We start from the raw sequence: 24,849 nt of genomic DNA on the forward strand, positions 1-24,849 counted from the left end.
GTGCGACACGAGGAGGAGTGGGCCAGGGAGCGGTTCGCCGCCGCCCGGGTGGCACGGCTGGCGACGGTCTCGGCCGATGCCGTGCCCCGGATCGTGCCGATCGTGTTCGCCCTGGTGGGGGACGTGATCCTCACCGCGGTCGACCACAAGCCCAAGTCGACCACCCGGCTGCGGCGGCTCGAGGACATCGCGGCGAACCCGGCGGTGTCGCTCCTGGTCGACGCCTACGACGACGACTGGTCGCAGCTGTGGTGGGCACGTGCCGACGGCGTCGCGCGGGTGCACACGTCCTACGACCTCGACCCGCTGGTCGCGAAATACGCTGACTACCGCGCCCAGCCGCCGTCCGGGCCGGTGATCGTCATCGAGGTCACCCGGTGGTCCGGCTGGTCGGCGACCTGAGACCTCGGGATCAGCGCGAGCGTCGGAAGGGGCGCAGGATCTCCCCGCTGGGAGACGGACCGCGGGAGCGCATCGCCGGAGGCGCCGGCGGGGCCGTACCGGCCCAGGGACTGCGTACGTCCAGGACGGTGGCCCACTGCGACGCGGTCGGGCGCAGCCCGGGAGGACCGGCGGCCTGGTCCATCAGCCGGGTCAGCGGACCGACCAGGATGCCGGCCTCGCCGGCGAAGGTCAGGTCGGGCCGGAGCGCGGGGGCGGCGTTGCGGTCGCCGGTGAGCACGCGGGCGATCGTGAGGGCCAGCTTGAAGCGGTCGCTGTCGGCGGTCGGCGGCATGCCCAGGTTGGTGGGGTCCTCCCAGCCGCGGGTGTCGGCGGGCGGCAGTACGCCGTCCTCGCCGGCCGGTCGGATCCCGTCGCAGTCGAGCAGCATCACCCGGGGGACCGGCGTCACCGACCAGGCGATGTTGCGCGGCGAGAGGTCGCCGAGGACGAGCCCCTGCCGGTGCAGCGCGTCCATCACCGCGGCCAGCGCCCGCATCAGCAGCACCCGCTCGTAGATCCCGGGGCTGCGTACGTCACCCGTGTCCACGAGCAGGCCCAGCTCCGCGAGCGCGGTGGCGGGACCGAACCCGGCCAGGAACGGCTCGTGGACCCGCTGCATCAGGAAGCCGGCGGTGCGCAGCCCGTCGAGCACGACCGTGTGCGGCCAGGCGGCGAAGTGATCCACCTGCAGGCCCTCGCTCTCGACGAGCCCGCGGATCCGTACCAGCTCCGCCAGGGCACGGCCGTCCACGAGCCCGAGCTCTCGGGTGCGGTACAGCTTCGCGACCGTCCCGGGGTGGTCGGCCAGCTCGATGATGCGGCCCTGAGAGCCCTCGGCGATATGGCGTCCAAGACTCAGGTCGCTGAGCTGGATCTCGTTCACGGAACCTCCGGCCCCAGTCGTAGGTAGGCAGATCGTACGTGGCTGGGCGATGCCGTGCCGAGTCGACGGCCCAACTGGTGGCACCCTGCTGATGACAGGATGGTCCCGGGACCGGCGAAGGAGAGAGCGTGTGACACGACAGGACGGGCGAGCCCGGCTCGCGGCCTGGGCGGAGCAGAACATCGCCCGGCTCGCCGACGAGGCGTGCGCCCAGGTCGCCGACCGGATCGCGACCTACTACCGCGACCGGGAGAGCGGGCTGGTCTCGCTCGACGAGCTGCGGCAGTCCTTCGCCCACAACCTCCGCTCGGTGGTCGCCGCGATCGGCGACCCGCAGGCCCAGCTCGACCTGGAGGCCTCCGCCCGCACGGGTCGTCGCCGAGCGAAGCAGGGAGTTCCGCTACCGGAGGTGCTGCGGGCCTACCGGATCTGCTTCGCCGCGCTCTGGGACGCCCTGGTCGAGCACGTGCAGGGCAGCCGTCAGCCGGCGCTGACCGATGCCCTGATCGACACTGCCGGCGTCATCTGGCGCTTCACCGACGAGCACGCCGTCGTCCTGACGGAGGCCTACCGGGCGACCACGGCCGAGCTGATGCTCGCCGAGCAGCGACGACGCTCGGCGGTCGTCGAGGCGGTGCTCACCGGGCGTCCCGGTCCCGAGTCGGGTCCCTGGGAGGCGGCGGCCCTGCTCGGCTTCCCTGCCGACGCGCTGCTGATCGTGGTCGCCGCCGAGACCAACGGGCTAGCCAAGGAGAGCCTGGTCAACGTCGAGCAGCGCCTCGCCGATCAGGGCTTCGTCTCCGGATGGCGGCTGACACCGGCACAGCAGCTCGGCATCGTCTCGTTCCCCGAGGAACGGGAGGAGGAGGTCCTGGAGACGCTGCGGGGCTTCGCGGACGCTCGCACCGGCGTGAGCCCGCCCTACGCCTCGCTCCCGGAGACCCCGCGCGCGCTGCGCCTGGCGCGAGCCGCGCTGGCTGGGCTGGAGCCGGGCACCGCGGGGCTGCGGGCCTTCGACCACAGCCCGCTGGCCGCGCTGGTGGTCTACGAGCCCGCAGAGGGCCGCCGGCTCGCGGAGAACGTCTTGGGGGAGGTGCTGCGGCAGCCGTCCGAGGACCGTGAGCTCCTGCTCGAGACCCTCGACATGTACCTGGAGCAGTCCGGCTCCGCCGAGCGCGCCGCCACCCTGCTCTACTGCCACCCCAACACGGTCCGCAACCGGCTGCGCCGGATCCAGGAGCTGACCGGCCGGTCGCTGGCCGAGCCGATGGACGTCGCCGAGCTGGCGGCTGCCGCCTACGCCCTGCGGGTGGCCTCGGCGACCGAGCTGTGGGCGACCCACGCGCGGAAGCGGCCGGGCGTCAGCCCGCTGCGATCCCGGCCACCAGGTTGATCGTGCTCGCCAGCACGACCGCACCGAAGACGTAGGAGAGCAGGGTGTGCCTCAGCACGACGGAGCGGATCCGCGAGCTGTTCACCGAGGTGTCGGAGACCTGGTAGGTCATCCCGAGGTTGTAGCTGAAGTAGAAGAAGTCCCGGTAGGCGGGCTTGTCGTCGGAGTTGAAGTCGATCCCGCCCGCGTCGTCGGCGTAGTAGAGGTGCGCGTAGCGCGCGGCGTACATCAGGTGCAGGCTCGCCCAGGCCAGGAAGACGCCGACGAGCGCGACCGCGGCGGCGAGGCGCCCCTGGGCGGAATGGCCGACCACGAGGAGCATCACGATCCCGAGCAGCCCGCACAGTGAGATGGCGACCACGACGAGCTCCTCGGTCGCGGGCCGGAAGTCCTCGCGGCGGGTGTTGGCGCGGGTCGTGTCGGCATCGAGCGGCCACAGCGCGATCCAGCCGGAGGCGACGAACGCCGCATGGAGGACCGCCACCCCGAGAAGGGTGCCGATCTGGGCGTCGACCAGGAGTACGCCGGCCGCGGCCATCGTCGCGCCGGCCAGCAGCGAGCCGGCCAGCCGCACCCCGGCGGCCGAGGGGAGAGGAGTGTGCGAACTCGTCCGACTCACGCCTGCAGGCTACCCGTCGTCGCCGGTCACAGTGGTCGGTGTGCGTGCGGACAGCGACCGCGGGTGAGTGGCGACGAGGACGGGGAGCGCGGCGTACCGTGGTGTCCACCAGGACCGGCAGTGCGAACGAGAACGCGAACGAGAAGAGGACAGGTGCCCCTCAGCAGGATCGAGGAGTCGACCACCCGCAACGAGGGTGGGGTCGAGTTCGGCGGCGGGCGGCTCGCGTATGCGCCCGGCGAGGCGACCGTGGCCGACGCCATGGTCCGCAGGCCGAAGCTGCTCCCGGCTACGGCGACCGGTCGCGACGTACGTGAGCTCTTCTTCGACGACCACGTCCATGCCGCGCTGGTGACTGACGGCGACAGGCTCCTGACGGTCATCGAGCGGCAGGACCTCACCGAGGTGCGCGACGACGACCCGGTGACGGCGCTCGGGACCCTTTCGGGCCGGACGGTCGGCTCGGGGGCGGACCTGTGGTCGACCTGGACATGGATGACAGCTGTCGACGTCCGCCGGCTCGCGGTGGTCGACGACGGCCGGTGCGTCGGACTCCTCTGCCTCAAGCGCACCGGCCGCGGCTTCTGCTGCGATGCCGGCGTCCGGGCGCGGGCCCTGGAGCGGGACGGCCGCCGCGGCTGCGCCCCTCAGGCATGACCGAGATGCGAGAAGGCAGGAGACCCAGGTGACGCCGCAGGACCGGGCACAGGACGTACTGGCACCACCCGCGAAGGCGGCCATCTTCCTCACCGTGACGGTCAGGGAGGGGAAGGAGCAGGAGGCCCGCGATTCGCTCGCGGACGTCGCCGCGGTCACCCGCGCGATCGGCTTCCGTATCCCCGAGGCGGCGCTCAGCTGTGTGGTCGGCATCGGGGCGGAAGCCTGGGACCGGTTGTACGCCGCCCCGCGCCCGGACGGGCTGCACCCGTTCCGGCCGCTGACGGGGGAGAAGCACGTGGCCGTGGCCACGCCCGGCGACCTGCTCTTCCACCTACGTGCCGGCAGGCCCGATCTCTGCTTCGAGCTGGGCCGCCAGCTGATGGTGCGCTTCGACGGGCTCGTCGACTGCGTCGACGAGGTCCACGGCTTCCGCTACTGGGACGAGCGTGACCTGCTCGGCTTCGTCGACGGCACCGAGAGCCCCACGGCGGCGGCCGAGTCCGGTCCGGCGGCGCTGGTCGGCTACGGCGAGACCGACCCCGACGAGAGATACGCAGGGGCCAGCTACGTCATCGTCCAGAAGTACCTCCACGACCTGGACGCCTGGGAGAAGCTCTCGGTCGAGGAGCAGGAGCTGGTCGTCGGCCGCAAGAAGCTCAGCGACATCGAGCTGGCCGACTCGGTCAAGCCCGACGACTCCCACGTCGCGCTCAACACCATCACCGATCCCGACGGCACCGAACGCGCGATCGTGCGCGACAACATGCCGTTCGGCTCGGTGGGCACGGGGGAGTTCGGGACGTACTTCATCGGCTACGCCGCCGACCCGGGCGTGACCGAGGAGATGCTGCGCAACATGTTCCTGGGACGCACGCCCGGCCGGCACGACCGGATCCTCGACTTCTCCACGGCCGTCACCGGATGCCTCTTCTTCGTCCCGCCCGCGGCGTTCCTCGAGGATCCCGAGCCCTTCCTCGCCCGCACCCGGGCCTGAGCGGATGATGACGTGGCCGCGGTGAGTGCGATCGAGGGAGTGCCGGAGGCGAACACGGCGTCGCCGGGGGCGCGCACCGACCGCGCCCTGGTCGCGGCGGCGCTGGTGGCGGCGGGCTGGGGCGCCAACCAGTTCACGCCGCTGTCGGTGGTCTACCGGCTCGAGGCGGGCTGGTCGACGATGTCGGTCGTCGAGGTGTTCACCGTCTACCTCGCCGGTCTGGTCCCGGCCCTTCTCCTCGGCTGCCGGACGGCCGACAGGTTCGGCCACCGGCGGGTCGTACGCATCGCCCTGGCCATCACCGCCGCCGGGAGCCTCGCGCTCGCGCTCGCCGAGGTGTCCGGCGAGATCGTCGTCGCGAGCCGGCTGGCGACCGGGGTCGCGGCCGGGCTGATCGTCTCGGCCGGTGCCGCGTGGCTGCGCGCGCTCTCGCCAGGCGCCGACCGCGGTGCCCGCTTCGCGGTGTACGCCACCGGCGCCGGCTTCGCCCTCGGACCGCTGCTCGCGGGGACCCTCGCCGCCTGGCTCCCGGCTTCGTCCGTGGTGCCGTGCCTGGTGCACGGCGGCTTCGCGTTGCTGGTGCTCGCGCTGACCGCCCGGATCCCGGAGATGTGCTCGATACCCGGGCCACCGCCCGCCGCTCCGGCGGGCGACCGCTGGTCCGCCATCACCCATCCGCGGTTCGTCGGGATCGTGCTGCCCGCCAGCCCGGCGATCTTCGCGGCGGTCACGGTCTCCTACGTGGTCCTCCCGCCGTTCGTGCTCGACCGGGTCCGCGACCACGCGCCGCTGTTCAGCGGCCTGGTCGCGGCGGTCACGTTGCTGGTCGGGCTGGCGGTGCAGCCGTTGGCGGCGAAGATCGACCGTCCCGGAAGCGCCCGGGCGACCCTCGTCGCGATGGGTACCGTGGTCATCGGGCTCCTGCTCGGCGCCCTGGCCATCGAGGAGGCCTCCCCGCTCCTGGTCCTGGCCGCAGCTGTCTTCCTCGGCGCTGGCTACGGCCTGACCCTGGAGTCGGGGCTGGCCGAGATCGGGCGCCTCGCGCCACCCGGCGCGCTGCCGACGGTGTCGGCACTGTTCCAGGGCGTGGCCCACAGCGGTTTCCTGGCGCCGCTGCTGCTGGCGGTCATGGCGAGGTCCGCGACCTACCCTGAACTCTTGGCGGGCCTGGCCCTGGTCGGCTTCATACTGCTCATGGGCGCGGCTGTGCACGCCGCGCGGCACGCCCACCAGGACCCTCACGAACCGACCCCACACACCAGGAGCTGACATGGGAAGAGTGACAGTCGGACGACCCGTGCTCCGGGTCCGCGACGGCGTCATCTCGCGACGGCCGGACAAGCTGGCCGCCGAGGAACCGATGGAGATCAGGGTCAACGGGCGACCGCTGACCGTCACGATGCGTACGCCCGGGGGCGACTTCGACCTGGCCGTCGGCTTCCTGGTCAGCGAGGGCGTCGTGCACTCGGCCGACGACGTAGCGAGCGTCCGCTACTGCGCCGGCGCGACCGCCGACGGCGGCAACACCTACAACGTGGTCGACGTCGGCCTGGCCGCGCACGTCCCGCCGCCGGACGCGTCGCTGGAGCGCAGCTTCTACACGACCTCCTCGTGCGGACTGTGCGGGAAGGCGTCCCTCGAGGCGGTGCGTACGTCCTCGGCCTGGTCTGTCGCGGAGGACACCCTGCGCGTCACCCCGGAGCTCCTCACGATCCTGCCGGAGCGGCTGCGGGAGGCGCAGCGCGTCTTCGACAGCACCGGCGGCCTGCACGCGGCCGGGCTCTTCGACGCGGAGGGCAACCTGCTCTGCGTGCGTGAGGACGTCGGTCGCCACAACGCCGTCGACAAGGTCATCGGGCACGCGCTGCGCGAGGGTCTGGTGCCGCTGCGCAACAGCATGCTCATGGTGAGCGGCCGGGCATCGTTCGAACTCGTCCAGAAGGCCGTGATGGCCGGCATCCCACTGCTCGCTGCCGTCTCGGCCCCCTCCTCGCTCGCCGTCGACCTCGCCGACGACAACGGCCTGACCCTGGTCGGCTTCCTGCGCGGGTCCTCGATGAACATCTACGCAGGCACCGACCGGATCGAGGCCGTTCCCGTCGGCTGAGCGTGTCGACCAGCAGGGCCGGGCGTCAGCCCGCGGGAGTCACCCTCACCTTCACGTTCTTCATCAGCGGCTGGTCGCTCTGCACGCTGTAGTCGCTGGCCCCGATCAGCACGTTCATCTCCGGCATGTAGCCCGCGGCGCTGCCGCGTGGGAGGTCGTAGCGAAGGGCACGGTAGCCGCGGAGCGACCGGACGCTGCCGTCCTTGGCGGTGGCGACGATGTCGACCAGCGAGCCCTCCTCGATGCCTCGCGAGCGCATGTCGTCCTCGTGCATCAGGACCAACGTACGCAGGTTCTTGATGCCCCGGTAGCGGTCGTCGTCGGAGTAGATCGTGGTGTTCCACTGGTCGTGGGAGCGCATCGTCTGCAGCACGAGGACGTCGTCGTCGGCCGGGATCACGTCGGGGAGCGGCACAGCAGAGAACTCCGCCCGGCCCGAGGGCGTGTGGAAGACCAGCTCGCGCGCGGGTTGCTTGAGCCGGAACCCGAGCGGGAGGCGGACCCGGCGGTTGAAGTCCTCGAAGCCGATCAGGGCTTTGGCCATCACGTCGCGGATCCGGTCGTAGTCCTCGATCCACGATTCCCACGGGCTGGTGCTTGCGGGGAGGGTCGCCCGCGCCATGCCGGCGATGATCGCGGGCTCGCTGAGGAGGTGGGGTGAGGCGGGTCGCTTCATCCCGCGGGAGAGATGGACCATGCTCATCGAGTCCTCGACGGAGGTCTCCTGGAGGCCGCCGGCCTGGTGGTCCTTCTCGGTGCGGCCCAGGCAGGGGAGGATTAGCGCCTTGCGGCCGTGGACGAGGTGGCTGCGGTTGAGCTTGGTGCTCACCTGGACGGTCAGGTCGCAGTTGCGCAGGCCGCTGGCGGTGTAGACGGTGTCGGGGGCGGCCATGACGAAGTTGCCACCCATGCCGACGAAGACCTTGACGTCGCCCTCGTTCATGGCCCTGATGACGCCGACGGTGTCGAGGCCGTGCTCCCGCGGCGGGGTGATGCCGCAGACCTCGCTGAGCCGGTCGAGGAACGCGGAAGTCGGCTTGTGATCGATGCCGCAGGTGCGGTTGCCCTGGACGTTGCTGTGGCCGCGTACGGGAGAGGGGCCGGCTCCCTCGCGGCCGAGGTTGCCGCGCAGGAGGAGGACGTTGACGATCTCGCGCACCGTGTCGACGCCGTGCTCGTGCTGGGTCACGCCGAGACACCAGCTGATCAGCGTACGGTCGGAGGCGGAGTAGACGGCGGCGGCCTTGCGGATGTCGGCCTCGCTGAGCCCCGCCTGGTGGGTGAGGTCGGCCCAGGAGGTCGCCTCGACCAGGGATCGGTAGGCCTCGAATCCCGAGGTGTAGCGCTCGATGAACTCGATGTCGAGCGCCTTCGGGTCGGTGCGGTGCTCCTCGAGGAGCGCCTTGGCCATCCCGCGCAGCAGAGCGAGGTCGCCACCGGGGCGGACCTGCAGGTTGAGGGTGCTGGTGCGAGTGGCCTTGAAGAGCGCCATGTCGACGAACTCGTGCGGGATGATCGCCTTGCGGGCGGCTGCCTCGACCAGCGGGTTGATGTGCACGATCTGGGCACCGCGGTCGTACGCCTCGGTCAGCGCGGTGAGCATTCGGGGAGCGTTGGAAGCGGCGTTGACGCCCAAGATGAAGAGCGCCTCGGCGGTCTCCCAGTCTTCGAGGTCCGCAGTGCCCTTGCCGGTGCCGAGCGCCGCTGTGAGGGCTCGCCCCGAGGCCTCGTGGCACATGTTGGAGCAGTCGGGCAGGTTGTTGGTGCCGAACTCGCGCGCCCACAGCTGATAGAGGAACGTGGCCTCGTTACCGAGTCGACCCGAGGTGTAGAAGGCTGCCTTGTCGGGGTTGTCGAGAGCCCGCAGCGAGTCCCCGACCAGCGCGAACGCGTCGGCCCAGCTGATCGGGACGTAGCGGTCGCTTGCCTCGTCGTAGACCATCGGCTCGGTCAGCCGACCCTGGTCCTCGAGTTCGAAGTCGGACCAGGTCACCAGCTCCGAGACCGTGTGTGCGGCGAAGAAGTCGCGGTCCACGCGCTTGCGCGTCATCTCCCAGACGACGTGCTTCATCCCGTTCTCACACAGGTCGAGCTTGAGGCCCTTCCGGTCGTCGGGCCAGGCGCAGCCGGGACAGTCGAATCCGTCGTTCTCGTGGTTCATCTTGAACATCGCCCGGGTCCCGGAGGCGATGGCGTGCTCGCGCGAGAGCACCTTCATGACCGAGGTCGCCGCGCCCCACCCAGCCGCCGGATGGTGGTAGTCGCGTTGCTTCCACCCACCGGTGGGCACGGGCCCCTCTCCCGTGACTGGGGTCTGGGGTACGTCCTGGTCGACCATCTCGACCTCCTGTGCTGTGTCATGACCGCTCGACGCACCGCTCGGCGTCGCCGTTGTCGACGCTAACCGGACGCATCCCTCGCGGCGAGCCGTGAGCTGTCAGCCACGGCAAACGTGTTCGTCAAGACAATGCCGACGGTGCGGGCCGACAAGCTCCCGCCGCTCGAGTCGGCAGCAGAGGCTCAGGCTCCGGAGATCTCGGCCCGGGCGGCGGGCGACACCGTGCCACGGACGAGGAAGGCGGCGACCACAGCGAACACGACCAGCACGACGGTGACCGTCGTGGCGATCATCGCGGTTCCCCCGCCCTGGCCGGCGCCCGCCTCGTCGAGGCCGCCGGCGGACAGGATCGTCGTCGGGTCGGTGAGCGCGTGCAGCACGATCGCCGCCCAGATGGTCCCGGTGACGCGCATGGTGAGGTACATGCACATGCCGAACCCGAAGGTGTAGACGACCGTCACCGCGACCGTCGTGGCCGACATCCCCGAGAAGAGGTTCACGGTGTGCATCAGCGCGAACAGCAGCGAGGACCCGACGGCGACGAAGGCCTCCGCGTGTCCGGCGTCGCGAAGGATCTTGACCACGATGCCCCGGGTCGCGATCTCCTCGGCGAGGCCCACACAGAGGCCGAGGAAGGCGAGCGCGGCGAGCTGGCCTCCGCTCCACCGGCCCCAGTCGATGCCGATCACGTGGGCGACGATGGCCGCGACGACCAGAGCCGGCGCGACCCACATCCAGGCTCGCCCACGGATCAGCTGCGGCCCGAAGACGGCGCCCAGCCAGCCGACACGGGCGGCGAAGACCAGCAGCGCGATCGCGCCGACGGCGATCGCGAGCGCGAGCCCGAACACGATGCTGGAGGGGTCGGCCAGCACGTCGTCGCCGTCGATCCGGCCGGCGAACACCCGGTCGACGACCTGGCCCACGGCCAGGTAGAACGCGAGATAGGCCACGACGAAGAGCACGGCCTTCCAGGTGGCGGCGCGCTCCCAGAACCCAGCGTCCGACGAACTCTCTTCCATGTGTGGAAGTCTCGCAGAGATTCCCAGACCCGGGGCGCATCTGCGGGAGCCGGCACGCCGTCGTCGACGGGCCCGCCTCATTTGAGTACGTGAGCTCAGGCGCGGCCGGCGGGCAGTGACAAGACTGCAGCCATGTCCCTGCTGCGCCACCACCTGTTCGCACCGGCCGCCTCGTGCTTCCTGGGCGTCCTGAGCCTGGCCACGGTGCTCTGCTTCCACTTCCCGGAGCTGCTGACCACCCGTGAGTTCCGCGCCGTCTACACCGAGGACTTCGCGCGTACGCTGCTGCTCGTCGGCCTCGCGGCCGCCTTCTTCGCCGGCACCATCGCGGTGCTGCGCGACCAGCACAAGCCGATGGCCTTCATCGGCGTCGGGACGGCGACCGCCGCGGTGCTCCTCGGCGGCACCGATGTTCCGTTCGACGGCCCGGTCGAGGACACGCCGTTCTCGCTCGGCCTCGACTGGTTCGTCCTCGCCCTGTTCTTCTCCGCGCTGGTCTTCATCCCGCTCGAGCACGCCTTCGCCCGCCGCCCGCTACCGGTCTTCCGGCCCGGCTGGCGCACCGACGCCTGCTACTTCTTCATGAGCCACGTCCTGGTCCAGCTCATCCTGATCCTGGTCACCACCTCGACGTCGCTGGTGGTCGCGGCGGTGAAGGTGCCGGGCGTACAGGCCTGGATCGACGGCCTGCCGTTCCTCGTGGCCTTCCTGCTCGCCGTCTTCCTCGCCGACCTCGCCCAGGCGGTGCTGCACCGCTGCTACCACCGGATCATGGTGCTGTGGCGCTTCCACGCGGTCCACCACTCCAGCCCCGAGCTCGACTGGCTGGCCGGCTCCCGGGTCCACTTCGTCGAGACCGTGCTGACCCGCAGCATCGTGCTGCTGCCGCTGCTGTTCCTCGGTTTCTCGACCTCGGTCGTCAACGCGTACGCCGTGCTGGTCGGCATCCAGGCGGTCGTCGCCCACGCCAACCTCGGCATCCGGTTCGGCCTTCTCGAGTATCTGATCGTGCTGCCTCGCTACCACCACTGGCACCACGCCCGGCACCTCGACTACTGGGACCGCAACTACGCCATCCACCTGCCGGTGATCGACATGCTGATGGGCTCCTTCAAGCTGCCGCGCGACGGCAGTTGGCCCGAGGAGTACGGCGTCCTCAAGCGCGAGACCGTCCCGGTCGGGATCCTCGCCCAGCACGTCGCCCCGTTCCTGGGAGCGCGAACCTTCGACGAGTACGTCCACTGACGCGACCGCCCGCGGACGGAGCAGGCGCTCCGTCCGCGGGCGTCGGGCCAGGTTCAGCGGCAGGTGAAGGAGTCACCGCTGAGGTGACTGGTCCTCGGGTAGAGGCAGATCTCACGCGCGGTGGTCGTCCCGTCGGGGGCCACCGAGGTCGCGGCCAGGGTGGTCGGGGCGTGGCCGTTCTCGACCCACGCGACCAAGGCGCCCAGCGGGTCCGTCGGCGCGGGGCCGGCTCCGGCCTGGCAGTGCGAGGCGCCGGGCGCGACGAAGACGCGGTAGAAGTCGTCGATGTCGCCGAAGCGTCTGGCGACCTTCTCGCGGTAGCGCAGCGTGCCCGCCAGCGGGACGAGCTGGTCGTCACCGCCGTGCCAGGTCAACAGCTTGGCGCCGGAGCGTCGCAGGCCCGACAGATCGGTGTCGTCGCTGCCGATGACCTTGTGGTACTCGTCGACCGACTGAGCGAACAGCCTCTCGTAGTCGGCGTAGGTGATGGTGGAGACGTCGAAGGTGGGGTCCTTCTCCAGCAGGTTCTGCACCCATGACGACGCCACCGGGAACGGCGCCGGGCCGGCCAGGTAGCCGAGGTTGGCGGTGGGGGTCAGCCCGAACCACAGTTGCTTCCCATCGGCAGTCCGTGGGCCGTCCCAGATCTTCTCGACCACGGCCGCGTCGTGGGCGGAGATGGTCAGCTCCTCGCCGTCGCACAGGACCTTCTCGCCGACCAGAGATGCCGCGTCGAAGTCGCAGGCGATCGAGTTGCCGACGATCCCGTCGACGACCCCGTCGTCACCGTCGCAGGAGGCCGTGGCGGCCGCGGTGAAGGCGTTGAGCTCGCAGGGCGCGAAGTGGTTGTCCTCCTCGTTCATCACGACGTACGGCCACAGGTCACCGACGGCGAAGCGGTCCCAGGAGATCGCGGGGGCGTTGGCGAGAATCCCGTCGAAGTCGCCCGGGTGTCGCTGGGCCTCCATGTAGCCCTGGCGCCCGCCGGTCGAGCAGCCGTTCCAGTACGCGTGGTGCGCCGCGCGGCCGTAGAAGTCCTTCGTGATCGCCTTGCCGAGGACGGCCAGCTCGTGCGGTCCGCGCTCGGCGAAGTTCTTCAGCACCGTCTTGTTGACCTGGCCGTCGTCGGTGAGCGCCCAGTCGGCGGTGAAGCCGGTGGTCGGGGTTGCACCGGCATCGGTCGTGCCGACGGCGTACCCGGCCTTGACCGCGGTCGGCAGGCTCGGGCCGAAGTCGCCGCCGAGGTAGCCGCTGCCTCCGAGAGCTTGGAAGCGGCCGTTCCAGCCGGTCGCGGGGAGCCAGACCTGGATCAGCTCCCGGTCGCCGGCCGAGCCGTGGGTGAGGGTCACGTCCACCTGGCAGTAGGGCGGGACACCGGTGACCGGCGGGGGCGGCTCGGTCGCTCCGGGCTGGGGCGGATAGGTCAAGGTGCCGCCCTGCTTCGGTACGGCGCTGACCGACAGGATCCGCGCGTCCGGGGGCGACACGAGGTCGGGTGCCACGCAGCTGTCGGCCACGGCCGGGGGCTTCTCGGCAGCGGCGGCGCCGGGGTGCACCGCCGTCAGCGCAGCAGCCAACGGCAGCCCGGCGGCTACCAGCAGCAGTCTCTTCATCGTCTCTCTCCTCGTCATGGGCCCGCTCGGTTCGGGCACAGGAGGAGACTTCCGGCACGGGTGCCCGTCCGGCACCAGGGTGATGCCCTGGGGTGCACCCTGGCCGGTGCCCGGCTCACTGGTCGCGCAGGGCCGCGGCCAGCTCCCGCCTCGAGGAGATGTCGAGCTTGGTGAAGATCTTGCGCAGGTGCCACTCGACGGTCCGCGGGCTGAGGAACAGCACTGCGCCGATCTCCGGGTTGGTCCGTCCGGCAGCGGCCAGCCGCGCGATCTGGGCCTCCTGCGCGGTGAGGTCGACCTCGGCTCCGCGCGTACGTGTCCGGGCGACCCCGCCCGTCGCCGCCAGCTCCCGGGCTGCTCGCTCGGCGAACGCCTCGGCGCCGATGCTCGCGAACAGCTCATGCGCCGCCTGGAGCTGCTGACGACCCTCGGTGCGACGGTTCTCCCGGCGCAGCCACTCGCCCAGGAGAAGCTGGGCCCGAGCCGCGTACAGCGTCATGCCCGCCGAGGTGAGCTCGTCGATCGCCGTGTGGTAGTGCTTCTCGCTCTCGCCGGAGGTGTCGGTCAGCGCGTCGGCGTAGGCCGCCGTGCCGCGGGCCCACGGCGAGTCGACGACCGAGGTGCGTGCGACGAGCCGGTCGCGCCCCGCCGCCGCGACGTCGTCGGCCCCGCTGCGGGCTGCCGCCTCGACGAGCTCCGTCAGAGCCCACTGCATCACCGCCAAGTCCTCGAACTCGATGGCCTCCTGCGCTGCCGCGAGCGCCTCGCGGTAGCGACCGAGGCCGTTCGACAGCACCGCCCGGCTGTACGCCGCCACCCCCAGGTTCCAGCCGACCCCGGACGATCGCGCGTAGCTGAGGGCGGCGTCGATGGCGGCCGTCGCCTCCTCCTCGCGCCCGCGGTAGGCGGCCAGGATCACCCCGCTCGCGGGATGGGGCTCCACGCCGACCATGGCGCCGAGGGTGTCGGCCTCATCGAGGATCGTGGCGGCCTCCTCGAAGCGGCCGGCGTGGATCAGGGCCGTGGCACGGAAGCTCAACGCGGCCGCCAGCAACGACAGCCGCCCGCTGGCGCGGGCGTGGCTCAGCAGGTCCTCGGAGCGCCCGAAGTAGGCCCCGGAGTCCCAGACCTCGTGGGTCACCGCACTGCTCAGCCAGGCCAGCTCGAGATCGGTCTCCATCCCGATCTCCTCGACGGCGTCGGCGAGCAGGGACACGGAGGCGGCGTGACCGTCGAGCACCCAGGTGCTCAGCCCGGTCAGCAGAAGACCGACCGCATCGTCGCCACGAGGAGCGCCACGGCCCGCCAGAGCGGCCCGGCGCAGATCGTCGCCGCCCAGCCTTCCCGCGTTGATCGCGGCCGCGATGGCAGCCAGGTACGTCGTGCGGGAGAGCCCGTCATCGAGCCGCTCGAGCCGACCGGCCGCCTCGAGCAGCGGCGGCACCACGGACCGTCCGGTGTTGAGTGCGAACGCGAGGCGGGCGCGCAGACGCTGCACCTGGGCGAGCTGGGCAGGGTCGAGAGGCCCGATCTCGGCGGTGTCGAGCAGCTGCGTGGCCTCCGCGATCGCCCCGGCGGCGAACCGCGCCTCGGCCGCGGCCAGGGCGCGCCCGGCTCGTGTCGCCGGGTCGGTGGTGAGCTCGACCGCCCGCTCGAGGAATGCGGCCGCGGCGGCCCGTCCGCCCCGTGCCAACGCCCGGTCGGCGGATTCCTCGAGCTCGGCGGCGACGGTCTCGTCCGGGCCGATCGCGGCGTGTGCGCGATGCCAGGCCCGCCGGTCGGGGTCCTGCGCGGGATCGGTCACCTGCGCGAGCGCGTGATGCACGGCCCGGAGGGCGGCGGGCCCGGCCGAGCGCCGGCTGGCCGAGCGGACCAGTGGATGACGGAACCGGACCCTGGTCCCGATCGAGATCAGGTCGGCGTCCTCTGCCGGGGCGGCGGCGTCCAGGTCGAGCCCGAGTCGCTCGGCCGCGCGCCACAGCAGGGTGACGTCGCCGACCGGCTCGACGGCCGCGGTGAGCAGCAGCCGACGGGTCTGCTCGGGGAGCGTGGCGATGCGCTCCTGGAAGCCCTGCTCGATGCGGCTGGCCACGGGCTTGGCGCTCTGGCCGTCGAACCCGAACGCCAGCTCCGCCGAGGTGAGCCCGCGTGGCAGCTCCAGCAGCGCGAGCGGGTTCCCGCGGGTCTCCGAGACGATCTGGTCACGGACCCGTGCGTCGACGGGTCCCGGCAGCACGGACTCGAGCAGGAGCCGGGCATCGGCGTCGGCCAGCCCCTCGATCCGCAGCTCCGGAAGGTCCGGCAGCAGCTGTTCGTCATCAGGACTGCGAACCCCGAAGACGAGCGCGACCGACTCCGCGTCGAGCCGGCGGGCGACGAAGGTGAGGATCACCTCCGACATCCGGTCGAGCCACTGCACGTCGTCCACCACGCACACCAGCGGCTCGTCGGTCGCGGCCTCCGCCAGCAGCCCGAGCACCGCGAGCCCGACCACGAGGGCCTCCGGGGGCTCGCCGGCGCTGAGGCCGAAGGCGGTGGAGAGCGCCTGACGCTGTGGCTCGGCGAGCCGGTCCAGATGATCCAGCAGGGGAGCGCAGAGCTGCTGCAGGCCGGCGTACGCGATCTCCGACTCGGGCTCGACACCCGCGGCTCGGATCACCCGGCCCCCGGCCCGGTCGGCGAGGTAGTCGAGCAGTGCGGTCTTGCCGGTGCCGGCCTCGCCACGCAGGACGAGCACTCGGCTCTCGCCCGCTCGGACGCCGCGGACCAGCCGGTCCAATGCCTCCTGCTCGGCCCGCCGCCCCGTGAGGGGCATCCCCATCTTCAATCGACACCTCGAGTCGGTCAGCACCAGTGGAGCCCCTTCATTCTCCCGGGTCGCCCAGGGAGTCGACCAGTGGGTATCCCTGGCGCCGGGCCCGTGAGTCCCCGGCGAAAGTCGTCACGTCACCGAGCAACACCCACCCAGAACCACAAGGAGAAGTGACATGGCGAGCTACACCGGCACCGTGACCGCGACCGGCGAGGGGCGCAACGGCGGCCACCTCGCGTCCCCCGACGGCCTCATCGATCTCGGCCTGGCCATCCCGAAGGAGCTCGGCGGCGCCGGCGGCGCCACCAACCCCGAGCAGCTCTTCGCCGCGGGCTGGTCGGCCTGCTTCATGGGTGCCTTCCGCCGGGCGGCCGCCGAGGAGCGGATCCGGTTCGACAGCATCCAGGTGACCGCGAACGTCACCCTCAACCACGCCGAGACGACCGACCCGACCGAGGAGTTCTTCCTCAGCGCCGAGCTCGAGATCGTCGTCGGCGGGCTGGACGAGGAGACCATCGGCACGCTGGCCAAGCGTGCCCACCAGATCTGCCCGTACTCGAAGGCCATCACGGGCAATGTCGACGTGGACTTCTTCGCCCGCGTCGCCTGAGGACGAGTGGCGGCCCGAGCCGAGCGACGCGCTCGGCCGGGCCGCCCAAGCCCTCATCCGCGATGCGTACGCGGCCCTGGGCTGGTTCGAGGGCCCGAACCCGTTCCAGGTGTGACCACATCCAGACCCGAGCGAAAGGCGGAATGACCATGATGAACCGCAGGACCTTTGCCAAGGCGGTCGGCCTGGCCGCGACCTCGACAGCGGCGCTGGCAGCGACCGGGGAGATGGCGGCTGCTCGCCCGGTACGCCCTGGACGAGCGAGCACGTCGTTCGCGGACGTCCTCCAGGTCGATGCCGGCGAGCTCAATGTCGGGTACGTCGACCTCGGGCCCCGCGACGGCCAGCCGGTGATCCTGCTGCACGGCTGGCCCTACGACATCCACAGTTATGCCGAGGTCGCGCCGATCCTGGCGAAGCAGGGCTACCGAGCCCTGGTGCCGTACTTCCGGGGCTTCGGCACGACGACGTTCCGCTCACCCGACACCTTCCGCAACGCACAGCAGTCCCGGATCGCCCTCGACATCAAGGACTTCATGGACGCGCTGCGGATCGACCGGGCTGTGATCGCCGGCTACGACTGGGGTACGCGAACGGGCGACATCATCGCCGCGATCTGGCCCCAGCGCGTCAAGGCGCTGGTGTCGGTGACCGGCTACCTGATCACCAACCGTGAGGCCCAGCGCGCGCCGATCGCCGCGGCCTCGGAATGGGCCTGGTGGTACCAGTACTACTTCTCCACCGAGCGCGGCGCGAAGGGCCTCGCCGATCCGAAGATCGGCACCGACCTGGCCAGACTCGTGTGGCGGTTCAACTCCCCGACCTGGGCGTTCGACGAGGCCACCTTCGCCCGCACGGCCGCGGCGTTCAGCAATCCCGACTACGTCGACATCGTGCTGCACAACTACCGCTGGCGCCTCGGCCTGGCCGACGGCGCCCGCCGGTACGACGCCTTGGAGCGCAAGCTCGCGGCGGCCCCGCCGATCGCGGTCCCGACGATCACCATCGACCCGGCCGCCGATCCCTTCACGCCGGCCGGCGAGGGAGCGGGCTACCGCCACCACTTCACCGGGCCGTACGAGCACCGCACATTCCCGGGGATCGGCCACAACGTTCCCCAGGAGGCTCCGGCCGACTTCGCCCGCGCGGTCCTCGACGCGGACAGGCTGTGAGGTCGGCATGAGGCCCCGCAGGGCGAGGTGTGACCCTCACGAGCCGAGGAGCTGTTCGGCGAGCTCGGCGCGGGAGTGGATGTCCAGCTTCGTGTAGACCTTCCGCAGGTGGTACTCGACGGTCTTCGGGCTGAGGAAGAGGGCGGCCGCGGTCTCACGAGTCGTGCGGCCCTCGGCGAGGAGCAGCGACACCTGCAGCTCCTGCGGCGTCAGGGACGCCGCTCCGGACGCCTCCCGCCTCGCCACCTTCTCACCCGTCGCCTCCAGCTCGGCCGCGGTGGTCCGGGCCCACGGGTCGGCGCCGAGGTCGTCGAAGGACTCGAGCGCGGTACGCAGGTGTGAGCGGGCGTCGACGCGGCGTCCCGCGCGCCGGAGCCGGCCGCCGTACGCGAGGTGGGTCCGCGCGGCCTCGAACAGGTCACGGGTGTCAGCGTGACCTTCGATGGCCGTCTCGAAGTGCTCGTCGAAGGACTGCTGGTCCGCCACGGTTCCCAACGCCCGGTGCGCCCGCGCGACCGACCAGGGTCGACCCTTCGCGCGTGCCGCGGCCGCGTACCGCTGGGCCTCGGCCTCCGCGTCGGCGGGCCGACCGAGACGGAGCAGCGCATCCACCAGTTCTGCGCCGGGGGAGAGGTCTGGGTCGGCGATGCCCCATTCGTCGAGCCGCCGCGAGAGGTCGAGGAACGTCTTCGTGGCCGCTCGGGGGTCACCTTCAACGAGCTCGAGGTCGCCGACGGCGTAGAGGCACCAGGCCTCGCCCATGCGGATGCCCCGTCGGGTGCACAGTCGCACGGCCTCGGACGCATGCTCCCGGCAGGAGTCGCCCCGACCCTGTCGGGACTCGAGCCAGGCGAGCCCGGCGAGGGACATGGCGAGATCCGTGCCCTGACCCGTCTCGCGAGCAAGCCGGATCGCCTCCTCGTAGTTGGCGGCGGCCCGGGACCAGGCAGTGGACGTCGCCTGGTCCCGGGCGACGTGGAACAGCACGTTGGGCAGCAGACCGACGCCCATGCGGGACCGGACGTCGTCGACGATCCGGCGCAGGTCGGCTCCTGTCTCCGCGTCGCGGAGGAACAACGGTGTCGTCAGCAGCCACGGCAGCGCCTCGGGATGCTCGACCGGGTCGGCGTGCGCGGCCAGCAGCGGAACCGACGCCTGGATCTCCGCCAGCCCGCCCTCGCCGCTGAGCACCTTCGCCATCCCCGCCGCAGCGAGCCCGATGGCGCGGGCGCGGGGCGATTCGGCGCCGGCGACCGCGGCCAGCAGGGAGGTGGCGAGGCGCATCGATACCGCTGCGTCGGCCAGGTAGAAGGCAGCATGCAGCGCCTCGGCGAGGAGGAGCACGGTGTCATCGGGAGTGGGCGCGTCGGGCGCCGCCCGCTCGAGGATGCGGACGGCGTCGGCGACCGACCCGCTCCGCGCCGCGATCTGCGCCCGAATCCGCAGAGTGCGCGAGCGGGTGCCGCTTGGGACCGGCCGGGTCTCGATCTCGTCGAGCAGGGCGACCGCTCGGTCATGGAGGCCTCCGGTCCACGCTGCCTCGGCAGCCTCGCACAGCATGAGGTGCCACCGGTCGGTGTCCGTGCTCAGCCGCGCCGCGCGCTCGTAGGCGGTGCTCGCGACGGTGTACGCCGTGCGGGTCTTCGCGCTGTCGGCGGCGGCTTCGAGCAGGCCCGATACCTCCGGGTCGGGACCCCAGGTGGCCTCGGCCAGGTGCCACGCCCGTCGCTCCGCGTCGTCCGGCAGCAGGTCGGCCACAGCGAGGTGGACGGATCGACGGAGAGTCTCGTCGGCCTCTGCGTAGACGGCCGCGCGGACGAGCGGGTGTCGTACGTCGACGCGGCTGCTCGTCACGACGACCAGCCCTGCGCGCTCGGCGGCACCGAGGCCGGAGACGTCGAGACCGAGCCGCTTGCAGACCTCGCCCGTGAGGTGGAGGTCACCGTTGGTGACCACGGCAGCGAGCAGGGCGGTCCGAGATCCCGGGCCGAGCTCCGCCAGCCGCCGGGAGAACGCGGCCGCGAGGGTGGCGGGCAGCGCCGGCGGGAGTCCCGGGGCCCGGTCGTCGAGCAGCTCGATGTTGCGTCCGAGCTCGAGAAGGGCGAGAGGGTTGCCACCGGTCGCTGCGAACAGCCGCGCCACCTGCTCCTCGGTTGGTGGCGTGACCTCCAGAGAGCGCACGAGGTCGTCGGACGCCGCCGGGTCCAGGCCTGACAGCTCCAGTACATCGAGGCCGTCGAGGAGGCCGTCGCAAGCTCCGGATCGGCCGGCGAGCAGAACGACGGCGGGGTCCGCGTCGAGCCGGCGGGCGGCGAAGGCGAGAGCCTCCGCGGACGGTCGGTCGAGCCATTGCAGGTCGTCGACGACGACGCCGATCGGCGCGTGCTCGGCGTACCGGCACAGCAGCGCGAGGGTCGCTGCGCCGATGGCGAACCGGTCGCCGGCGGTGCCCGCCTCGAGGGCGAGTGCGCGGCTCAGTGCTGCTGCCTGCGGATCTGGCAGCGCGTCGAGGAGGTGGAACGCCGGACGGAGCAGGAGGTGGAGCCCGGCGAACGCGAGGTCCTGCTCTGCCTCCGTACCGGTTGCGCGCAGGACTTGGACGCCCTCCAGGCGATCGAGCGCGTCCTCGAGCAGCGCGGTCTTGCCGACGCCCGGCTCGCCTGTGATCGCGAGCGCTCCACCGCGGCCGATCCTCGCACCGGCGAAGAGCTGGTCCACGACCCGCTGCTCCGCCTCTCGTCCGATGAGCACGCGGGAAGTCTAGGAGCGGGCACCCGTGCCGATCCCACGACCGAACAGCGCCCTACCTGGTCCTGGGTACCCAGAGCGACTAGGTGGGGCACCTGACGCGGGGACATGCCAGGCGTTCCTAGCGTTCCCGTCATGACCACTACTGATGACGCCATGACCCCGGGCACGAACGAGGTCGAGATCGACATGGACAAGCTGATGGCCTTCGTCTTCCGCGCGGTGGACGAGGTCGGTGCGACGCTCAACGCCGCTCTGGTGGTGATGGGCGACAAGCTCGGTTACTACCGCGACCTCGCGGCCAACGGACCGAGCACCCCGGCCGAGCTCGCCGCACGGACCGCCACCGGCGAGCCGTACGCCCGCGAGTGGCTCAATGCCCAGGCCGCCGGCTCGTACGTGACCTACGACCCGGCCACCAGCCGGTTCACGCTGCCGCCGGAGCACGCGGTGGCGTTGACCGTCGAAGACAGCCCGGCCTTCCTGCCCGGCATGTTCCAGATCGCGCTCGGCACCGTCCACGACGCCTCGCACATCCTCGAGGCCGCACGCAACGGCGGCGGCTACGGATGGCACGAGCACGACGCCGACGTCCACGTCGGCTGCGAGCGGTTCTTCCGCCCGAGCTACAACGCCCATCTGATCCCCGAGTGGCTGCCCGCCCTCGACGGCGTCGTCGAGAAACTCGAGCGCGGCGCGACGGTGGCCGACGTGGGCTGCGGCCACGGTGCCTCGACGATCCTGATGGCGCAGGCGTTCCCCGCCTCTCGGTTCGTCGGGTGGGACTACCACGAGGCGTCGATCGAGACCGCGCGCGAGCGCGCCGCGGCCGCGGGCGTCGCGGACCGGGTGAGGTTCGAGGTCGCCCCGGCATCCGCGTTCGGTGGCAGCGACTACGACCTCGTCACCATGTTCGACTGCCTGCACGACATGGGCGACCCGGTCGGCGCGGCGCGGCACGTCCGTGAGTCCCTCGCCGAGGACGGCACCTGGATGGTCGTCGAGCCCATCGCCGGTGACCACGTCGAGGACAACCTGCACGCGGTGGGCCGCGCTTACTACGGCTTCTCTACGCTGCTCTGCACGCCCAGCTCGCTCGCCCAGGACGTCGGGCTCGCGCTGGGGACCCAGGCCGGCCCGGCTCGGATCCGCGATGTGACGATCGCGGCCGGGTTCACCCGGTTCGAGGGCGTGTCCGAGACCCCGTTCAACCGTGTCTACGAGGTCCGGCCGTGAGCGAGAGGCTGGCGCGGCTCGTCGCTCGGTCGAAGCCCGGCGCGACTGGGCCCAACCGAGTCACACTGGGGCCATGAGGGCATGCGAGCCCGACGCCGACGGCTACGTGGAGACGGATGGCGTCAAGGTCCACTACGAGGTCTACGGTGCAACGACCGCCGGCCCGGACGACCGCACCATCGTGTTGATGCCGACCTGGACGATCATCCACTCCCGGTTCTGGAAGGCGCAGATCGGCTACCTGGCGCGACACTTCAGAGTCGTCACTTTCGACGGTCGCGGCAACGGCCGGTCCGACCGGCCGGAGGGTGCGGCGGCGTACACGAACGAGGCGTACGCCGCGGACGCCCTCGCCGTCCTGGACGCCACCGGCACCGACCGGGCCGTCGTCGTGGGGCTGTCCTGCGGGGTCGCGTGGAGTCTGCACCTTGCCGCGGACCATCCGGACCGGGTGGCCGGACTGGTCGCGATCGGGGCGGCCTGCGGTTTCCCGATCGTCCAGGAGCGGGACGCCTTCGTCTGGGACGCCCGCCTCGACACCACGGACGGATGGGCGAAGTACAACCGGAACTACTGGCTCGAGGGCGGCTATGACGATTTCCTCGAGTTCTTCTTCGCCAAGATGTTCCCTGAGCCGCACTCGACCAAACAGATCGAGGACTGCATCGCCTGGGCGCACGAGACGACGCCGCAGGTCGTCGCCGACTCCACGGCGGCACGGCTGGGGTGCGACGGGGTGACGTGCGCCTCCGTCGAGGAGATCTGCGGCCGCGTCCAGTGTCCGGTCCTCGCGATCCACGGGACCGACGACCAGATCCGACCGGTCGCGATCAGTGAGCGCCTCGTCGAGCTCACCGGGGGATCGCTGGTACTGCTCGAGGGCAGCGGGCACGGTCCGGTGGGCCGCGACCCGGTCAAGATCAATCACCTGATCAAGGACTTCGCGGACGCTGTCCACCCCTCTCCGCCGGCGAGTCGCACCTGGGTCCGCGCGTCCCACCGGCAGAAGAAGGTCCTTTACCTCTCCTCGCCGATCGGGCTGGGTCATGCCCGCCGCGACCTTGCGATCGCGCAGGCTCTCCGGGAGCGCCACGAGGACGTCCAGGTCGACTGGCTCGCCCAGCACCCGGTGACCCGGGTCCTCGAGGCGGCCGGGGAGCGGGTCCATCCAGCCAGCAGGTGGCTCGCCAACGAGTCGCGCCACATCGAGGAGGAGTCGGGCGAGCACGACCTGCACGTCTTCGACGCGATAAGGCGCATGGACGAGGTCCTCGTCAACAACTTCATGATCTTCGATGACGTCGTCCGCGACGAGCACTACGACCTCGTCGTCGGTGACGAGGCCTGGGACGTCGACCATTTCCTCCACGAGAACCCCGAGCTGAAGCGCTTCGGCTACGCGTGGCTCACCGACTTCGTCGGCTTCCTCCCGATGCCCGACGACGACGAGCGGGCACGGTTCGTCATCGCCGACCACAACGCCGAGATGCTCGAGCACGTCGAGCGCCATCCGCGGCTGCGCGACCGCGCGGTCTTCGTCGGAAACCCCGAGGACGTCGTGCCCGGCTACTTCGGCGACGACCTGCCTGAGATCTCCGCCTGGACCCGGCAGCACTACGACTTCAGCGGTTACGTCACCGGGATCGACCCGGGTTCAATCGCCGATCGGGCGCGGCTGAGACGGGAGCTCGGCTGGCGACCTGATGAGCGGGTCTGCGTGGTCACCGTCGGCGGGTCCGGCGTTGGCAGCCACCTGCTCCGCCGGGTGGAAGACGCGTACGACGCCGCCCGCGCGGCCGTGCCGGGCCTTCGGATGGTCGTCGTGACGGGGCCGCGCCTGGAGGCCAGCGTCGTCCGAGCGCGCCCCGGGCTCAAGGTGCTCGGCTTCGTCCCGGACCTCTACCGGTTGCTCGGCGCCTGCGACCTTGCCATCGTGCAGGGCGGGCTGACCACCACGATGGAGCTGACCGCCGCCGGCACGCCGTTCATCTATGTGCCGTTGCGCCACCACTTCGAGCAGAACATCCACGTACGCCACAGGCTCGAGCAGTACGGCGCCGGACGCTGTCTCGAGTACGACGACCTCACCCCCGACACGCTCGCGCGAGCGATCGCCGACGAGATCGGCCGCGAGCCCCGCAGCCGACCGGTCGAGACCGACGGCGCCCGTCGCGCCGCCGCTCTGGTCGCCGACCTTCTCTGATCCTGCCGTCGGCAGGCCTTAGGGTTGGTCCCGCATCGCGACCCGATCTCGTTCCACCGGAGGCTACGCTGAACACCAACCAGGCACCTGGCAGCCCGTCCGGGGACTTCCCGGCCGCGATCCTGATGGACATGGACGGCACCCTGGTGGACACCGAGCCCTACTGGATCGCGGCGGAGTACGCCATCGCCGAGCGTTTCGGGGCGACCTGGTCCGAGGAGCAGGCGATGGAGCTGGTCGGCAACGCGCTGATCGAGTCGGCGCGCCTGGTCAAGGAGGGCATGGGGCTTCCTCACGAGCCCGAGGAGATCGTCGAGATGCTCCTCGACGGCGTGGTCGAGCAGGTCGAGCGCGAGGTCCCGTGGCGACCCGGAGCGCGCGAGCTGCTCACCGACCTGTTCGAGCAGGGCGTGCCGTGCGCGCTGGTGACGATGTCGTACGCCCGGTTCGTCGGCCCCATCCTCCAGCAGCTCCCGGAGGGCACCTTCAAGGTGATCGTCACCGGCGACATGGTCCGCAACGGCAAGCCCCACCCCGAGCCCTACCTCACCGCGGCCGCTGCCCTCGGTGTCGCGGCCGAGGACACCATCGCGGTCGAGGACTCCAACACCGGAGCGCGCTCCGCCGAGGCCGCCGGCTGCACCGTCCTGGTAGTCGAGAACCATGTCCCCGTCGCCCCCGGCGAGCGCCGGGTCTTCCGGGACACGCTCGAGGGGCTGACGTACGCCGACCTGGCTGACCTCTGAGCCC

20 protein-coding genes are annotated in these 24,849 nt (G+C 71.3%); 13 read left to right on the top strand and 7 right to left on the bottom strand.

What is annotated here, in order from left to right; translation table 11 throughout:
• Nucleotides 1–402 carry a TIGR03668 family PPOX class F420-dependent oxidoreductase gene (locus ACIO3S_RS09665; RefSeq protein WP_400462298.1) on the top strand — a complete coding sequence of 134 codons (402 nt, stop codon included), beginning with the start codon at nucleotides 1–3 and terminating at the stop codon, nucleotides 400–402.
• Nucleotides 403–412: 10 nt separating this feature from the next.
• Here ACIO3S_RS09665 and ACIO3S_RS09670 read toward each other — a convergent pair whose 3' ends face one another.
• Nucleotides 413–1,327 (bottom strand): hypothetical protein, encoded by a 915-nt coding sequence (locus tag ACIO3S_RS09670; protein ID WP_400462301.1) that lies wholly within the window; start codon nucleotides 1,325–1,327, stop codon nucleotides 413–415.
• Nucleotides 1,328–1,457: 130 nt separating this feature from the next.
• Here ACIO3S_RS09670 and ACIO3S_RS09675 point away from each other — a divergent pair, with 130 nt between their 5' ends.
• Entirely contained in the window at nucleotides 1,458–2,720 is a 1,263-nt protein-coding gene (locus ACIO3S_RS09675; RefSeq protein WP_400462304.1) for a PucR family transcriptional regulator, read from the top strand.
• Here the strand turns inward: ACIO3S_RS09675 and ACIO3S_RS09680 are convergent.
• Nucleotides 2,689–3,339, bottom strand: coding sequence for a DUF1345 domain-containing protein (locus tag ACIO3S_RS09680; RefSeq protein ID WP_400462306.1), 651 nt, complete (start codon nucleotides 3,337–3,339; stop codon nucleotides 2,689–2,691). The two genes, ACIO3S_RS09675 and ACIO3S_RS09680, sit on opposite strands and share 32 nt — an antisense overlap.
• 153 nt (nucleotides 3,340–3,492) lie before the next feature.
• On the opposite strand from ACIO3S_RS09680, the gene ACIO3S_RS09685 reads away from it, so the two are divergent.
• From ACIO3S_RS09685 to fdhD, 4 genes are read left to right on the top strand one after another with little or no spacing between them, the layout of a single operon-like run.
• Nucleotides 3,493–3,996, top strand: a complete 504-nt coding sequence (locus ACIO3S_RS09685; RefSeq protein WP_400462309.1) for a hypothetical protein — start codon at nucleotides 3,493–3,495, stop codon at nucleotides 3,994–3,996.
• 28 nt (nucleotides 3,997–4,024) lie between these two features.
• Complete coding sequence (locus ACIO3S_RS09690; RefSeq protein ID WP_400462311.1) at nucleotides 4,025–4,993, top strand: Dyp-type peroxidase; 969 nt, start codon at nucleotides 4,025–4,027, stop codon at nucleotides 4,991–4,993.
• 21 nt (nucleotides 4,994–5,014) lie between these two features.
• Entirely contained in the window at nucleotides 5,015–6,262 is a 1,248-nt protein-coding gene (locus ACIO3S_RS09695; protein ID WP_400462313.1) for an MFS transporter, read from the top strand.
• A gap of 1 nt (nucleotide 6,263) precedes the next feature.
• Nucleotides 6,264–7,100: a formate dehydrogenase accessory sulfurtransferase FdhD gene (gene fdhD, locus ACIO3S_RS09700; RefSeq protein ID WP_400462316.1), complete on the top strand. Its 837-nt coding sequence runs from the start codon at nucleotides 6,264–6,266 to the stop codon at nucleotides 7,098–7,100.
• A 25-nt stretch (nucleotides 7,101–7,125) separates the two neighbouring features.
• On the opposite strand, the gene ACIO3S_RS09705 is transcribed toward fdhD, so the two are convergent.
• Entirely contained in the window at nucleotides 7,126–9,438 is a 2,313-nt protein-coding gene (locus ACIO3S_RS09705) for an FdhF/YdeP family oxidoreductase (protein ID WP_400462319.1), read from the bottom strand.
• Between the two features lie 182 nt (nucleotides 9,439–9,620).
• Nucleotides 9,621–10,460, bottom strand: coding sequence for a CPBP family intramembrane glutamic endopeptidase (locus ACIO3S_RS09710; protein WP_400462322.1), 840 nt, complete (start codon nucleotides 10,458–10,460; stop codon nucleotides 9,621–9,623).
• A gap of 132 nt (nucleotides 10,461–10,592) precedes the next feature.
• Between ACIO3S_RS09710 and ACIO3S_RS09715 the strand changes: the two genes are divergently transcribed.
• The gene (locus ACIO3S_RS09715; RefSeq protein WP_400462325.1) at nucleotides 10,593–11,705 is read left to right on the top strand and encodes a sterol desaturase family protein; all 1,113 of its coding nucleotides are present in this window, start codon (nucleotides 10,593–10,595) and stop codon (nucleotides 11,703–11,705) included.
• 53 nt (nucleotides 11,706–11,758) lie between these two features.
• Here the strand turns inward: ACIO3S_RS09715 and ACIO3S_RS09720 are convergent, their stop codons facing one another.
• Together ACIO3S_RS09720 and ACIO3S_RS09725 are read right to left on the bottom strand one after the other, a co-directional pair.
• Complete coding sequence (locus ACIO3S_RS09720) at nucleotides 11,759–13,318, bottom strand: tannase/feruloyl esterase family alpha/beta hydrolase (protein WP_400462328.1); 1,560 nt, start codon at nucleotides 13,316–13,318, stop codon at nucleotides 11,759–11,761.
• A gap of 115 nt (nucleotides 13,319–13,433) precedes the next feature.
• Nucleotides 13,434–16,139 carry an ATP-binding protein gene (locus ACIO3S_RS09725; protein ID WP_400462331.1) on the bottom strand — a complete coding sequence of 902 codons (2,706 nt, stop codon included), beginning with the start codon at nucleotides 16,137–16,139 and terminating at the stop codon, nucleotides 13,434–13,436.
• A 166-nt stretch (nucleotides 16,140–16,305) separates the two neighbouring features.
• Between ACIO3S_RS09725 and ACIO3S_RS09730 the strand changes: the two genes are divergently transcribed.
• The 3 genes from ACIO3S_RS09730 to ACIO3S_RS09740 are packed head-to-tail and all read left to right on the top strand — an operon-like array spanning nucleotide 16,306 to nucleotide 17,912.
• Entirely contained in the window at nucleotides 16,306–16,740 is a 435-nt protein-coding gene (locus ACIO3S_RS09730) for an Ohr family peroxiredoxin (protein ID WP_141793671.1), read from the top strand.
• Entirely contained in the window at nucleotides 16,706–16,855 is a 150-nt protein-coding gene (locus ACIO3S_RS09735) for a hypothetical protein (RefSeq protein ID WP_160023869.1), read from the top strand. Before ACIO3S_RS09730 ends, ACIO3S_RS09735 begins: the two co-directional genes overlap by 35 nt.
• Nucleotides 16,856–16,889: 34 nt before the next feature.
• Nucleotides 16,890–17,912, top strand: a complete 1,023-nt coding sequence (locus tag ACIO3S_RS09740) for an alpha/beta fold hydrolase (protein ID WP_400462336.1) — start codon at nucleotides 16,890–16,892, stop codon at nucleotides 17,910–17,912.
• Nucleotides 17,913–17,948: 36 nt separating this feature from the next.
• Here ACIO3S_RS09740 and ACIO3S_RS09745 read toward each other — a convergent pair whose 3' ends face one another.
• Nucleotides 17,949–20,663 (bottom strand): ATP-binding protein, encoded by a 2,715-nt coding sequence (locus ACIO3S_RS09745; RefSeq protein WP_400462338.1) that lies wholly within the window; start codon nucleotides 20,661–20,663, stop codon nucleotides 17,949–17,951.
• 132 nt (nucleotides 20,664–20,795) lie between these two features.
• On the opposite strand from ACIO3S_RS09745, the gene ACIO3S_RS09750 reads away from it, so the two are divergent.
• From ACIO3S_RS09750 to ACIO3S_RS09760, 3 genes are all read left to right on the top strand, one after another.
• A complete protein-coding gene (locus tag ACIO3S_RS09750) occupies nucleotides 20,796–21,896 on the top strand; it encodes a class I SAM-dependent methyltransferase (RefSeq protein ID WP_400462341.1) in 1,101 nt (366 codons plus the stop codon).
• Between the two features lie 73 nt (nucleotides 21,897–21,969).
• The gene (locus ACIO3S_RS09755; RefSeq protein WP_400462344.1) at nucleotides 21,970–24,099 is read left to right on the top strand and encodes an alpha/beta fold hydrolase; all 2,130 of its coding nucleotides are present in this window, start codon (nucleotides 21,970–21,972) and stop codon (nucleotides 24,097–24,099) included.
• A gap of 125 nt (nucleotides 24,100–24,224) precedes the next feature.
• Nucleotides 24,225–24,845: an HAD family hydrolase gene (locus ACIO3S_RS09760; RefSeq protein ID WP_400462347.1), complete on the top strand. Its 621-nt coding sequence runs from the start codon at nucleotides 24,225–24,227 to the stop codon at nucleotides 24,843–24,845.
• The last annotated feature ends 4 nt before the right edge of the window (nucleotides 24,846–24,849 follow it).

Origin of the sequence: Nocardioides sp. NPDC087217, assembly GCF_044744805.1 — a bacterium.
In the GTDB taxonomy this organism is placed as follows: domain Bacteria; phylum Actinomycetota; class Actinomycetes; order Propionibacteriales; family Nocardioidaceae; genus Nocardioides.